This is a genomic window from Olivibacter sp. SA151 (assembly GCF_054130995.1).
Genome location: NZ_CP096391.1, coordinates 380,713 through 395,545 on the forward strand (window position 1 = coordinate 380,713; position 14,833 = coordinate 395,545).

Below are 14,833 nucleotides of genomic sequence, written 5' to 3' on the forward strand. Positions count from 1 at the left end.
GGCGTAAAAATATAACAAAATGAAATTTATAAATAAAACTTTAATAGGTCTATTGACAACGATGCTATTGCTAAGCACTGGTTGCGAGAAATTCTTGACAGAAGAGCCAACTTCTGATTTGACTAATACAACGGTTCTGCAAGATGTTACCGGTTTAAATTTACTGTTACAAGGTACTTATCGCATGATGCGAGATGGAAACAATGGTAGCAGTGATAATCCAGCGACATCTAGTCCTTTAGGAATTAAATTGTTATCAACCGTTTCAGGTTTGGATATGATGGTCAATCAAGAGCAGGTAGGTAATAATTGGTACTTCTATACTTATAGTAACCAACGTTACGATGCGACTAGCGGCGTCACATCTACGATGTGGACTACCATGTATAGGGTTATCAATAATACCAATATTATCTTAGAGAATGTGGACCAAGCAATAGGAGGGCAGTCAGAGAAGAACGCAATTAAGGGACAGGCCTTGGCTTTACGAGCCCGTTGTTATTTTAATTTGGTTCGTATGTATCAACACACATACATCATTGCTAAGGATAAGCCAGGTGTCCCTCTACAATTAACTTCCGATTTAAATCCAAAAGCGAGAGCAACCGTAGAAGAAGTCTACAATCAAATCATTGCTGATCTAACTAACGCTGAAACTTTATTAATAGACTTTAATCGCCCTAGTATTAATTATTACAATGTTGACGTTGTCAATTTTCTTTTGGCAGAAGTGTATCTTACCATCGAAGACTGGGTTAATGCACAAAAATATGCCAATAGAATCCGTACAAACTATGAATTGATGACGACGGGTGAATATAAAGCAGGCTTTTCTTCACCTAATAAAGAGTGGGTTTTGGGTTATGAACAAGGTTCGCAAGATTACTGGTGGTATGATTCGCCTGCCTGTTGGTTTGATTTTGGACAAAATAATGCGCCTTGGCAGGCCGAACAAATTTTACCATCCAATTATTTTGTTGAGGTAATAATGAAAGATGATCCACGAGCCCTTTTTATTGAAAATCCGTTGTACCCCGGGAAATATGCTGCCACGAAATTCCGGGAATTGCGGGACGAGCCTCCATATGGCCACCTTTACGATTTTCGGGCAGCAGAAATGTATTTGGTAGAAGCAGAAGCAGCGGCAAGACAAAATGATTTACAAACTGCTTTACAAGTGTTAAATACCCTACAGCAAGAACGAGGCGCAGCGGTAACGAGCACCTCGAGTCAAGAAGCGTTAATCGATGCCATTTTACTGGAACGGCGAAAGGAAATGTGGGGGGAAGGTCTTGAATGGTTCGATATTCTGCGCTTGCAATTACCGGTGGAACGGACAACTGCACAAGGGCATTATCAAAATGTCAGCGTTCCAAAAAACTCCAATAAACTGATTCTCATGATACCTGAAAAAGAAGTGATTAACAACAGATCATTGGAGCAGAATCCAAACCCAAGTCAAGTCCCGGTGTTTGTTCCGTAGTTTGAAAAAGTATATTTTGAGCGTATATCTATCAGTTGTAACATAAAAACAACTGATAGATTTTTATTTGTTACCGGGATAATTATTTACATTCGTCCTAATTTTATCGTCAATCCAAATACATGTTATGCCTCCAACAACTTTAGAGGAAATCCAAAATTTTGAAGGAAAATATCCAAAGCAACTCTGGTATCTCTTTACCGTAGAAATGTGGGAACGCTTTTGCTTTTATGGTATGCGAGGGATATTGGCTCTGTTTATGGTGGATCAATTGGCTTTAAATGATCGGGAAGCGAACCTCAAATATGGTGCTATCCAGGCTTTTGTGTACGCCTTCACTTTTATGGGGGGCATCGTAGCGGATAAAGTCTTAGGTTTTAATAAATCCCTGATTTTTGGTGCTTTGGTAATGATTGCAGGTAGTACTTTAATTGCTATTTCACCAAATCATTTCTTTTATATTGGAATTTCCTTATCTATTATTGGTACAGGCTTTTTTAAACCCAATATTTCTTCGATGGTTGGTCAGCTATACAAACCCACCGACACACGGAGAGACGCCGGTTTTAGTATGTTTTACGCGGGTATTAATATCGGATCGTTTTTGGGCGGTATCCTGTGCGTTTATCTTGGAAAATACGTGAATTGGAGTTCAGCCTTTGCTGCGGCAGGTGGGGTAATGTTGATCGGACTCATTACTTTTCATTTCTCAAAAAAACAGTTGGGCCCCATTGGTTTATCGCCGCTGTTACATCAACCAAAAGGAAAACGTAGACGCAATGAAATACTCGTTTATTTTCTTGCCTTACTGGCGATCCCCTGCATCTTGATCATGATCCAAAACACGCAGTATACCGACCTTTTTATGTATACAATCGGTCCGATAGCGCTAATATATTTCTTTTATGAATGGTTCAAACTGTCGGATAAGCGGTTTCGGTATCCTCTGTTAGCGGCACTGATCTTCATTATCGCTTATATTTTCTATATCGCATTCTTTGAGCAAATGGGTGGTTCTTTGAGTTTGTTCGCGGCTAATAATTTAAAACATGAGCTCCTTTTCTTCCAAATCGATCCCAACATGATCAATAATTCATCGGGAGCACTCTTTATTGTACTTTGTAGCTCGCCCTTGGGAATGTTATGGATTTGGATGGCGAAGAAGAAGATCGAGCCCAATACCTTAATTAAGTTTGGCATCGGATTCTTTTTACTGGCTATCGGATTCTATTTGTTTTTCGCAACTCGGTTTTATGCAAATGAACAGGGTAAAACTTCTTTGAATATTTTTACACTTGCTTGGTTTTTTATTACTTTGAGTGAGCTATGCATAGGTCCAATCGGAATGTCTGTCATCACCAGATTGTCTCCCCAAAAGCTGACGGGTATGATGATGGGACTTTGGTTCCTAGGGAGCGCTTACGGGCAATATGTTGCCGGTTTATTGGGCGCGGATATGTCCATTACCGATGAAAAGGCCTCTTTATATGATAAGCTATTTGCCTATACGGAAGGTTATAAGCAATTAGCCCTATATGCTGTATGGATAGGTATTGGCTTAATACTGATTAATCCCATCATGAAGCGTATGATGCGCGCTAAATCAGGAGATTAATCAGTCATGTAATCGATCTAAAACTTATAACTAAAGCTGGCAGCGAAGTTGCGGAGCCTCTGTGGGTTAACCGACCAATAACCTATATAATATTCCTTATTGGTGATGTTATTTAGGTTAAAGGATATGCGATAATGTGTTTGGTTATAAAACAGCCCTGCATTGAGTAATACATAACTTGGTAAATCAAATTCGCCCGTTATACTACTATCAATTACCCGATATTTACCAGCATAATTACCTCCGACGCCAACACCGAAATGCTGTAATTTCCCGCTTGTGAACCGATAACTTGCCCATAAATTCGCAAGGTTTTGTGGACCTTGACCTCCAATCGCGCGGCCGGGTTCACTATAAAAATCCGCTTCATCACCTGCTATAACCTCGGTTTTATTGTAACTATATCCAGCAATTAGATTGAGCCCCTGCATGGGGTTGGCATTCACTTCAACCTCAAAGCCCTTACTCTGAACTTTACCTCCCTGTAATGAGTTGTTTACATTAGCGGGATCCGGCGATACCCTATCTGACACCTTAATATTATATACCGATACGGTGGTATTTAAACGTTCATTGAACAAATCGGTTTTTATACCATACTCGAATTGATTAGCCTGCTCAGGTTTAAACGATTTTATGCGTGGATTACTTCCATCGGGATCAGCAACTGAACGAGGGGCTACATTGATAAAAGCGTTCATATAATTGGCAAAAAGGGACACCTTATCCAAAATAGGTTGATAAACTAGGCCAAACTTTGGAGATAATGCTGTCTGGTTAAAATCATCTTCCGGGTCGCTTTTTTCCCCTTTTGAAACGAAATGGTCAACCCGTAAGCTTACCATTGCCGATAGTGCGGGTGTAATGTTCAATACATCGGAGACATACGCACTATACGAACTGTTACTCACATTACTGTTGGCACCCCCCGTGCCTGCTAGAATCTGGTCAACGAAAGCGCACGAGAGGTAAACAGGTGCAATCGTGTCAGTGGTACCCGGTTTGATATATTCCACTCCTGCTTGTTGTGGGGTAACTTTTCTTACGGCCGCTGTGCCTGAGCCATTATCAATAACATTTCGGCTAAAGTAGTTTAATCCTACCAATAAGCGATTCCGAAGTCCAACAATGTTGAAGTCGCCGTTAAAGTTTTGCTGAATATTGGTTACACTGGTTGTTTGTCTTTCTTTATGAAAAAATTGGTCAAAATACGAATCGCTGATTCCGTCGTCCCAGATATAGGTGTAATAACCATCAGACTTCACAGTCCCTCTTGAAATAGCCGTTTGCGAAGTCCATTGTTCTGATATTTTGTAGAGCATTTGACCTTGTAGATTAAATCGTGGATTTTTAATGGTCATGTCATTATTGGTAAATGATAGATCATTATTCAAGTTAAGTTCTTCGAGCGATTTAAATGGCAGAGGTCTGGTACGGTCTGAATGAAAAAATACAGGTGGAACGGCACGCTCTTCTTCAAGAATTTCTGCCATCAAATGGAAAGACAGTCGATCGTTTACCTCATAAACCAACGATGGAGCTATGAAAAAGGACTTCTTGAAACCCGCATCTTGGAAGCTGTTTTCATCGTGATAGGCTGTATTGATGCGCAGCGCTATTTTTTCTGTTTTACTTAAAGGGGTATTAATATCTGCTGTTACCCTGTTTAGTCCGTAACTTCCCATTTGATAAGTGATCTCACCACCGAATTCATAATATGGTTTCTTGGTGATCGTATTGATCATCCCTCCATAACTGTAGAAGCTGCCGCCGAATAAGGTGGCTGAAGGTCCTTTGATCACTTGTATTTCTTCGATATTGATGGGGTCGAGGTTTCCACTCGTTAAGCCTGGTAAACCATTGTACATAATGGGTTGAGAGTCAAACCCCCTTAATGCAAAGTAAGAGGCTCCATCACCCGCCCGCCCTGTTGATTCCCAAGTACGCGTAATGCCCGGTACATTGCGTAAAGCATCGTCAAAGTTGGTAAGCCCTTGTTCTTTCATCGTCTCTGATGATACGATGCTATATACTTGCGGGTTCTCCAATTTCTTAAGCGGCATTCGTGCAACGTAATTGTCCTTTTTATTTAGATTTTTAGTGGACACAAGCACTTCTTGCAAGGTAGCGGCGTTTTCCGCCAACGAAAAATTTATTGTTAAGGGACTGCCTGGTTTTACCTCGATCGTTTTTTCCTGTTTTTCTAGTCCTACAGAAGTTACTTTAAGCACATAGGACCCAGGAGTAACGCCCTTTATAGAATAACTGCCGAATTTGTCCGTTACCGCTCCGAGGTTAGTACCATTTACGGTGATACTCACCAATTCGGCAGGTTTTCCGTCCGAAGTACGGATGGTACCGTTTATACTGGTGACTTGGGCGAGGGCCGAGCCGTAAGTCCATAAAAAAATAAAAATAAAGAAAGTAAACCTTTGTAGCATGGGTATTTAGATTTTTGGGAGCAAATATATTATTTAAAATAAGTCTAAACAATCTATTTTAAATTATTCTAAATAAACATGGTCTGTTCGACAAAGTTTCTATTCCATAGGAAGAGGAAGATCTTTTAGTATTGGCTTAGCGGTGAGTTATTAGCATAAAGAGGAGTGTTCTCGGACACTCCTCTTTACAGTTTATTCGATGTTAATTTTGAATACAAATGTAGCTTGCGCCGTTTTTCCTGGTTCATATTCGTAAACTAAGGCCTGTTTCACCGTATATTGGTTGCCTGGAGTCGAATGACCGGGATATTGTCCGATTGAAAAAGTAAAATTTGTGGTATTAAACTCCGAGAAAACTTTTGCGTCATTTCCCCAATTAATAACATTGCCGTTTGCATCGAACCAGTGTCCATAGCCATTGGCGGTCGTCGTCGCATTTAAATTTCCATTGTTCTCCACTGCATAGAATTTAACGCTACTTCCCATTAATTGTGTGATCTTGCCAGGTTGTAGTACAAAAGCTTGGGCAAGAGGAGTTACGTCTATCGAGACGGTCTTACCCGAGTAATTCACAGTATCTCTCGGAAAGCTTACATTATAGGTAAATGTAGTGTCCTTTGGTGTGGCATCCTCTTCTAGATCGATATGATTGATGAGTGTAGTGTTTGTAAACTTAACTTTATACGGCCACTGTTCATCATTGTTTTCGTCTTCATCCCAAGGATGTACTGAATAGGTACTAGGTGCTCCTGTTACAACAAACCATAGCTTTGCACAGTTTTCGGGAATGGTAAAATTTACTGTCTTATTAATACCCTGCTCCATGTTCCCATATACGCGGGCTCCATTAGCTAATAAAGCTACGTAACCGTACCGCCAACCTGCGCGCGAAGCGTCCACCGTATTATACCCTGTCGCATTAGGTAAACCCGTGAACGCCGTTGATATTTGTGTTCCGGCAGCGGGTACCTTCAGTGGTATGATATTATAACCGGATGTGCCTGGGCAATGGTCATAAGCAACTTGAAAACTGCCATCGGCAAGTTCATTAAAATTGAAGCTATGAGCTCCAATGTAATTTTTTCCGTTTTCCCGCAAAGCATCTAAGTCCCATGTGGCAAATTTTGCTGCTGCGTCATATAATTCATCGTTTAATTGCGCATTGGAAATACCGGTTATCCGCATATAAGCTTGTATCGGGTCTTCCGGCTGTTGTGCTTCACGCCAGATTTTCCCAATGATGTCAATGCCATGCTTATTTGCCCAATAGTAATGGATGAAATAACTTGCATAACGTTGCCATTCATGATGAATATGCCGATGATAGTTTTGCGTGTAAACGGTGAAATTGTGTGAAGAGAACGCTTCCAAGGGATAGCTTTGATAGGCTTGCCATTGCGCGGTCTGTTCCCAAAAACCGTTTCCTCCATTGCCACCAAAACCATATCGGAAACCCGAACCACCACCTAAATCGCAATGAACCTGATACTGAAAACTATGCCCGATTTCATGAGCGATGGTGGAACCAACGGGTTGTGAGGTGCCCGGACTTATCCAGAGCGCGCCGATTACGTCATCGTAACCGGAACCTGTTGCTAACCATTCGTCTTGGTAATAAAGGAAAATCATCATCTTATATTTGTCGAGATTCGATTTACCCTTACCACGCTCAGCAAATTTTAATACATTGATATTTAAATCATAAAAAGATTCAGCTTTAGTTAGCAAATCATCGATATTGACCCGATATTTAGAGGGAATATCGGTTGAATTTGGATCGTTATCTCCATATTTTGCTCCCCAAAAGACAATGAAGTGTTCTGATTGCCTGCTACGAGGATAACACCAGGTGCTCGTCGTATCATTGAAGTCCATATGTTGGAATTCTTGCGGAATATAAATTGCTAAACTATCGACCTCCTCTCCGGGAACCGGATGAAAAGGATTTTTCTTACATGAAAGAACAGTGGCGAGCATAAGAAGGCAAATGAAAAATGGAACTAGCATAGCTAATCGAAAGTGCCCCACCTTCTCTGAAATGTTGATTTTTTTCATAAATAATAATAAAACTTACGTTAAACTTTGATTTTAATACTTTGGCCAATGTTGATTCTTCCATCCTTGTAGCTTGTGAAGGAAGAAGGATAAAAAGGGGTCATGAACTGTTGTGCATTGCTCATTAATTTAGTGTTACATAATAATAATCACTACTGTTTCGGATTCTGTAGTGCTTGCCTTAGTTTGAACTTAATTTATAATTGGGTATGAGCTCAGTTTATAAATGTTTTGTTGACATTTATTTGCGTTGTACGAAATTAATGACTTGCTGGCAGTTAAAACTAAAAGTATTTTAACCAATAGTAACCATTTATTTGCCAGCTATCTATTTTCGTTTCTATCGAACGTTGGTAGAAAAATAAAATAACTGTTTTAAAGACATTTATTGTTAAAAAAAGACAATAGTCTGTTAATATCTGGATGGTTGTCCATTCGCTAAGACCTTAACTTTGGTTTTTACAGTGTAAAAAGGCCTAAATAGTTGGTTTATGTTTGTTTAATTGATGTGGAAAGCCATCTCTATGGGCAAGAGATGGCTCTTCCTTATTTTTAGAATATAATGGATAAAAAAGAGATTTTTGTTTTCTTTCTACTTCTTTGTTCGCTTAGTGGATTTACGCAAGTGCTAAGGCAGAACTCGCCAAGGACTGGAAATCCCATCATACCGGGTTATTTCGCTGATCCAACTATAAAGAAATGGGGTGATACTTATTATATTTATGCCACGACGGATGGGAACGGCTTCGGATTGGGGCCATCTCAAGTATGGAAATCCAAAGATTTTGTGAACTGGTATATGGAGCCGATGAATTGGCCGAATACACCGATTTATTGGGCGCCGGATGTGAATAAAGCAAGTGATGGCAATTATTATATGTATTATAGCCAACCTTGCGAACTATATGGAGCCTCATCGAATTCGCCAACGGGCCCATGGACTCCGCTATTACCGGGAACCGAGGCAGTGATCCCGAATTATCTTGTACCCAATGTGATTACTTTAGACGGCCAAACCTTTCGGGATGATGATGGTAAAATGTATATGTTTTGGGGTACCTGGGGAATTTATCCGAATAGTGGTTGTGGCATGGGGTTGTTGAATGCCGATATGAAATCTTTTGCGAAAACGGGGATCATTCCAAATACCATTGCAAAAGACTTTTTTGAAGCACCTTTTATGTTTAAGCGAAATGGAATTTATTATTTAATGTACAGCGCTGAACATTGTGAAGATGCAAGTTATAAGGTCCATTATGTAACGAGCAAAGAGGGACCCATGGGCCCTTTTGTATATGGCAAAAACAGTCCGGTATTAGTTACTAATGAAGACGGTACCGTACATGGTCCCGGGCATAACAGTGTATTGCAGGAAGGCGATAATTTTTACATCGTTTACCACCGACATAACAATCCACACAGTGGAGGTGGTTTTCACCGACAAATAGCCGTAGATAAGCTTGAGTTCGACGAAGAGGGAAGTATAAAAAAAGTTGTGCCTACACATCAAGGTATCGGCGCGTTGGCAAAAAATACCATTCAAGCCATAAATTTAGCATTTGGTAAACAGATAAGTGCTTCTTCTGTGTATAGCGATGATTTTAGAGCTGACTATGCGGCCGACGATAATAATGGGACGCTCTGGAAAGCCGCCAATAATATGCATGAAGCATGGTGGCAAGTGGATTTAGGAAAAGAAGAATGTATACGGAGCGTCTTAACTCAGTTTGAATACGCTACGTGGTACTATCAATACCTGATGGAATATTCTAACGATGGGCAGCGTTGGAAAGTTTTTGCAGACCGCACCCAAAATACGCAATGGGGTAGCCCGATGAAAGATTACGGCGATGTAAAAGCCCGTTATTTTCGAATCACCATAAAAAACACTCAGTTATCTGGACTTAATAGGGCTATCTGGAACGTAAAGATATTTAGCGAACCTCGTATTGCTTATGAAGAAGGAAAACTGTCGACACTGCAAGCTCCGGTTGGAAAGCAAGAAAGTCTGGGTCTGCTGGTCGACCTAGAGGCAGAAAAATATGCCCTACATACTGCAGATAAAAAGGTGGCTAACAAAGGTGTGTTAGGCGGCCTTTTTCGGGTAAAAAACGGAAGCTACACGATTGATTTGGTGCAGGGAAGAAAAGCTTTTGTTTTTGACGGACAAAGTTATTGGCAATCTGAAATGGCGCTCCCTTCAACCGTAGGAGGAAACAGTAGTTTCACCATCAGCGCATGGATAAATAATCCAAACATCGCGAAAGAAGAACCAATTATTCAATGGGCATCGGGCGGGAGGGACTTGACAAATGCATCATTGGGCTATGGATCCGATCCGGCCGTCGGGGGAGTAGTACATGGGGGGTGGGCTAATTTGGCTTTCAAGGATATCCCAAGTCCTAACAAATGGCATCACGTGGTGCTTGTTTTTGATGGTACGGAAGAGCGATTATATGTCAATGGCAAGTTAGAGAATCGCGGTAACCGCATGCTTTTTCTGGAAAGATCTGCCGATATATTAATTGGAACAGACAGACGTTTACAGCACTTCTTCAGTGGCGCCATTGCTTCGCTAAAAATGTACGACTATGCTTTAACGACGCAAGAGATTGAAAAATTACGGATTAGCGCTAAAAAGAGCGCGTATGTTGGATCGTTTGAAGCGAAAGATTTAGTGTTTGGAAAAGTGAAGACTTGGATAAATAAAGGCTATGGTAAATCAGGAATAGAGCTTCAAAATCAGGACGCTGAACTACTCGCTTACAAAGGGCAAATGGCGGTATACATAAAGAACGGGAGGGACGCGTTGCTTCCTTATTTAAAATCTACGCTTGATAGTTTGGCTTATTATAGCCTTGTTTTGGTATACGCAGATGATAAACGGAAGACGAAGGATACCTGGGCATTAACGGCCCTCGTGAAACAGCGCGATGGGCTTTATTGTTACCATTCGGATAAATGGGAAAAACGAAATGAGCTGAATGCGGAACTCATGAAAATGATTCCCTCAAAAGGCATTTATCTAAAATCGCTTCATTTATTGAATGAGACTAAAGATGAAAACGAGTTAAAGCGCTGGGCAGATTCCGTGCTGAATATAAAGCCGGACAAGCAGATTAATCCGACCTATACGATTGATCCAAAATGGGTATCGGAGGAACTGGCTTTTATGGAGGTAGACACTTCGCTGGCGAATCGGGGTTATCAATTTAGTTTTCAAAATATAAATAACGACAGTACAAGTACAGCCTGGCAATCAACCACCCACTACCTTGCACAAGATTTGAATAAAACAGAAAAGCGAGCTTTTCGGTTTTTTGTAAAAAACCGTTACGGCTTTGTATGGAGTTCACAACAAATTTCGCTAAAGGATGTCGAAAAAAACCGATTTACTAGTATGCGAGAGGGCTTAGACCTCGCAAAGGATTTTGCCGGCCAGTATAATTGGGATGGTATGGAAGGAGGTTCGGCCGATAGTTTAACGATGCGGCAAGGCCAAGGCGTTGTTGAACTGGCTTCGGCAAAAACAGCTTGGGACGGTAGTAGTAATCGAGGGCCCTTTTTATATAAAAATATATCCGGTAACTTTTTGATGCAACTAAAAGTGAACGATTTGTCCGGTCTACAGCAACGCAAGCCATTGGGCCCAAATGAAGTGGGTTTGATGGTTCGTTATGTGAATGAAGAAAATGAACAGTTATTGCAAAATGGGGTGATGCTTGGTTGGGGAATAGGCAATATTGTAACGGACCTAGACCATAGGAGAAAACAACAGCATAATAATACCGGTTTCGACTTCTATCCTTATCTGCAAATTCAGCGAGAAGGTAGGTTAATCTTTGTTCGGGGAAGTAAAGATGGTAAAATATGGGTTGATTTTCCGGGAAGCCCGTATGTTAAGCCAAAATGGCTTGATAAAGTGCTGCAAGTAGGTCCATATCAAGCTAGTTATTCAGAAAAATATGGTTATGGACGTCTGTCTGATTTTAATTTGTATGAATTTCACTAGTTGTTGCTAATAGTACACTTTTTTCATCTGTTTTATTGGGGATGGTAGTTGGTTGTTGGTGTAAAATAACTAATAAAATAGCTTTTTTTTTGATTTTATGTTAATATTCGGTTTGTTGTAGTTAATTTTTGATAATAATTCGAGGGGTTTATGTAATAGTTTTGTTAAAGTCCAGAAAAAAATAGGTAATAGCAACAAAACCAACACGAATTAATCATGAAAATCAACTATTTAATTGCCTTCATCGTAAGCTTATGGGCTTTTTTAGATGTCCAGGCGCAAACCAAGACATTAAAAGGAGCGGTAGTAGACCAATCCAAGACCCCTATCCCAGGGGTGTCTATTAAATTATCCGGAACTGCGCAAGGCACTTCCACCGATGTAAATGGGGTCTTTACCATCGATTACCGGCCGGGAGCTGTTTTGAAAATTACAGCGCTAGGCTATCGGCCGCAAGAGATCACCCTTACTGCGCAATCGGTTTTAAACATTACACTTGAAGAGGATAATCAAACCTTGAATGAAGTAGTTGTAACGGCTTTAGGAATAAAAAGAGAGAAAAGGCAGTTAACCTATAGCACGCAGGAGGTTTCAGGGGCAGATATTGCCAAAACAAAAGAACCGAACCCACTTAATGCATTAACAGGAAGAGTTTCGGGTGTACAGATTACTTCTTCTTCCGGGCAACCGGGAAGCTCCTCGCGTATTGTCATTCGTGGTACGAGTTCATTAACCGGAAATAACGAGGCCTTGATCGTGGTCGATGGGGTTCCTATAAATAATGATCAAACGGCTACAAATGGTAATGGAAGTGGTATCAGTCGTTTCTCAGATATCGATCCGGCCATCATTGAAAGCATTAATGTGCTGAAAGGATCGGCCGCTTCGGCCCTATATGGATCAAGTGCCGCACGTGGTGTAGTTATCGTTACTACCAAAAATGGTAATAAAGAGCAGAAGCCAAGTTTTAATTTTAGCACACAATTTTCGCTTGATAAGGCAATTTATCCACAAGTACAATCGGTTTACGCACAAGGCGATCGCGGCGTGTATTGGAATGGAGTGGATAACGATCAGAAAACAAGCTTGGTTTGGGGCCCCCGCTTGGATACGTTGATGGTAGACGGTAAACCGGTACGTAATGTGAATCCAATGGATGCGTTTTTCCAAACAGGCAAGACCTATACAAATACATTAAGCGTACAAGGGGGAACAGATAAATCTAATTATTTTATGTCTTATTCCTACCTGGATCAGGAAGGTACAATACCAACAACGAACTATAAAAGACATGCGGCCTTTGCTAAATTCAGCAATAAGATCTATGATAATTTTACAGCCACTTTCCAGTTCAATTATGTCGCTACAACGGCGCATAGAACCCCGGAGGGTTACGGTTTAGAAGCACCCTTATGGACCGTGTATACGGCTCCTTTTTCCTGGGACCCTTTGCCTGCTACCGATGACGATGGTACACAACGTGTTTTCCGCTACTCCCGCAATAACCCTTACTGGTCTTTAGAAAATGTATATAATGATGTGCGTGGAAATCGTTTTATCCCAATCGCTACTTTTAATTATACGCCTACAGACTGGTTAACCATTACAGAACGCTTAGGGGCAGATATATACTCCGAGCAATCCAAATACCATGAAGCTCCTAGTATACCGGTGGGAACTACCGGTGTCTTACGCGACCGCAATAATAACTATCGGCAATTCAACCACGATTTGATCGCCGAGGCGCGTAAACAGATAGGAGAAGATCTAGAGGTAAGTATGTTGCTGGGCAATAATGTGTTCGCCACATATGATCAGCTCTATCAATTGGAAGGAACAGGAGGATTTACTGTTGATGATTTTGACAATATCAGTAATACCGAAAATCAGATAAGTACGGAAAATTATAGACGCTTCCGTCGCGTATCTTTTTACGCACAACCCACGGTTGATTACAAAAAAATGTTAACGCTTTCGCTTACGGGACGGATGGAACAAAGTTCCGTGTTTGATAAAGCAAACCGAACCTATTATTATGGATCGGTGTCGGGAGGTTTTGTGTTTTCCGAACTTTTAAAAGAACAAACTCCCTGGCTAAGCTTTGGTAAGTTGCGTGCTTCTTACTCAAAGGTGGGTAACGATAATGTACGTGCATACGCCACTTCGACAGTATACAACACGGCAACTAATTTTCCCTTTAACGGTGTGCCGGGATTTTTAATCAGTGGCGACTTAGGTAACACGAACCTGAAGAATGAAACAACCACCGAGCTTGAAATCGGTCTGGAAACCCAGTTTCTAAAAAATCGCATCGGCTTGGAGTTTAATTATTTTGATCGAGACCATACAGACCTCCTATCGTATATTACCTTAGCGAATTCTACCGGCTATCGCAATTCCTATATCAATGCCGGGAGTATGTATAACAGGGGAATTGAGGCTTTGTTAAATGTAACACCGGTTAAAAGTGAAGATTTTTCCTGGGACTTCACCTTCAACTTCACCAAAATAAAAAACAGGGTAACGGAACTTTATGGCGATGCCGATCAAGTGCAGATTGGACAGACTTTTGCATTTACCGGTGACCCTTATGGCACGTTCTACGCTCCGGGCTATAGTTACAACGAGGCTGGGCAAAAATTAATAGATGATACCGGCTTACCTGTTATTGGACCGTCCCAAAAAATAGGGAATATTCAACCCGATTGGTTGGCAGGCTTAAACAACAGCTTTACCTATAAAAATTTGAATTTGAGCTTTTTCTTCGATATGCGAAAGGGAGGGGATATTATGAACTCGGATGATCGTTATGGGTTCTTTTATGGCACACCGAAGGCAACCGAGAATCGTGAAGACCGCATAGTGGAAGGAGTGAACGTAAATACAGGCCAACCAAATACGGTTACTGTGTCGGCTCAGGATTACTATCAGCGACTGAATGCGATCTATGAAGCGGCTGTGCAGGATGGTACCTATGTAAAACTGCGTAATGTAAACTTAACCTACAATTTTCCTGAAAAATGGATCAAGAAAACACCTTTCCAACGGGCTTCATTAACAGCAACCGGACGGAATTTGTGGATATATGCCCCACATTTTACGGGTTCTGATCCCGAGGTAAATAGTTATGGATCCGGGAACGATGCTTTGGGTTTGTACGGAAATTCTGCCCCAACTTCCAGATCGTATAATTTCACGCTATCCCTTACCTTTTAATTGATTAGAAA

General features: G+C 40.9%; 6 protein-coding genes. 4 read left to right on the plus strand and 2 right to left on the minus strand.

The genetic code is table 11. From position 1 onward, the window contains the following. Nucleotides 1-19: 19 nt before the first annotated feature. Together M1D52_RS01455 and M1D52_RS01460 are read left to right on the plus strand one after the other, a co-directional pair. Complete coding sequence (locus M1D52_RS01455; RefSeq protein WP_013664312.1) at nucleotides 20-1,483, plus strand: RagB/SusD family nutrient uptake outer membrane protein; 1,464 nt, start codon at nucleotides 20-22, stop codon at nucleotides 1,481-1,483. A gap of 127 nt (nucleotides 1,484-1,610) precedes the next feature. Further along, nucleotides 1,611-3,098, plus strand: a complete 1,488-nt coding sequence (locus M1D52_RS01460; RefSeq protein WP_437393971.1) for a peptide MFS transporter — start codon at nucleotides 1,611-1,613, stop codon at nucleotides 3,096-3,098. Nucleotides 3,099-3,115: 17 nt separating this feature from the next. On the opposite strand, the gene M1D52_RS01465 is transcribed toward M1D52_RS01460, so the two are convergent. Continuing rightward, nucleotides 3,116-5,539, minus strand: a complete 2,424-nt coding sequence (locus M1D52_RS01465) for a TonB-dependent siderophore receptor (protein ID WP_437393970.1) — start codon at nucleotides 5,537-5,539, stop codon at nucleotides 3,116-3,118. A 192-nt stretch (nucleotides 5,540-5,731) separates the two neighbouring features. Next, entirely contained in the window at nucleotides 5,732-7,594 is a 1,863-nt protein-coding gene (locus M1D52_RS01470; RefSeq protein ID WP_437393969.1) for a DUF4859 domain-containing protein, read from the minus strand. Nucleotides 7,595-8,156: 562 nt separating this feature from the next. On the opposite strand from M1D52_RS01470, the gene M1D52_RS01475 reads away from it, so the two are divergent. Both M1D52_RS01475 and M1D52_RS01480 read left to right on the plus strand, forming a co-directional pair. Continuing rightward, the gene (locus tag M1D52_RS01475; RefSeq protein ID WP_437393968.1) at nucleotides 8,157-11,606 is read left to right on the plus strand and encodes a family 43 glycosylhydrolase; all 3,450 of its coding nucleotides are present in this window, start codon (nucleotides 8,157-8,159) and stop codon (nucleotides 11,604-11,606) included. Nucleotides 11,607-11,822: 216 nt separating this feature from the next. Continuing rightward, entirely contained in the window at nucleotides 11,823-14,822 is a 3,000-nt protein-coding gene (locus tag M1D52_RS01480; RefSeq protein ID WP_437393967.1) for a SusC/RagA family TonB-linked outer membrane protein, read from the plus strand. The last annotated feature ends 11 nt before the right edge of the window (nucleotides 14,823-14,833 follow it).

Excerpts from the sequence above, each read along its gene's own strand:
- M1D52_RS01455 (WP_013664312.1), top strand. The coding sequence starts at position 20 with ATGAAATTTATAAATAAAACTTTAATAGGTCTATTGACAACGATGCTA.
- M1D52_RS01460 (WP_437393971.1), top strand. The coding sequence starts at position 1,611 with ATGCCTCCAACAACTTTAGAGGAAATCCAAAATTTTGAAGGAAAATAT.
- M1D52_RS01465 (WP_437393970.1), bottom strand. The coding sequence starts at position 5,539 with ATGCTACAAAGGTTTACTTTCTTTATTTTTATTTTTTTATGGACTTAC.
- M1D52_RS01470 (WP_437393969.1), bottom strand. The coding sequence starts at position 7,594 with ATGAAAAAAATCAACATTTCAGAGAAGGTGGGGCACTTTCGATTAGCT.
- M1D52_RS01475 (WP_437393968.1), top strand. The coding sequence starts at position 8,157 with ATGGATAAAAAAGAGATTTTTGTTTTCTTTCTACTTCTTTGTTCGCTT.
- M1D52_RS01480 (WP_437393967.1), top strand. The coding sequence starts at position 11,823 with ATGAAAATCAACTATTTAATTGCCTTCATCGTAAGCTTATGGGCTTTT.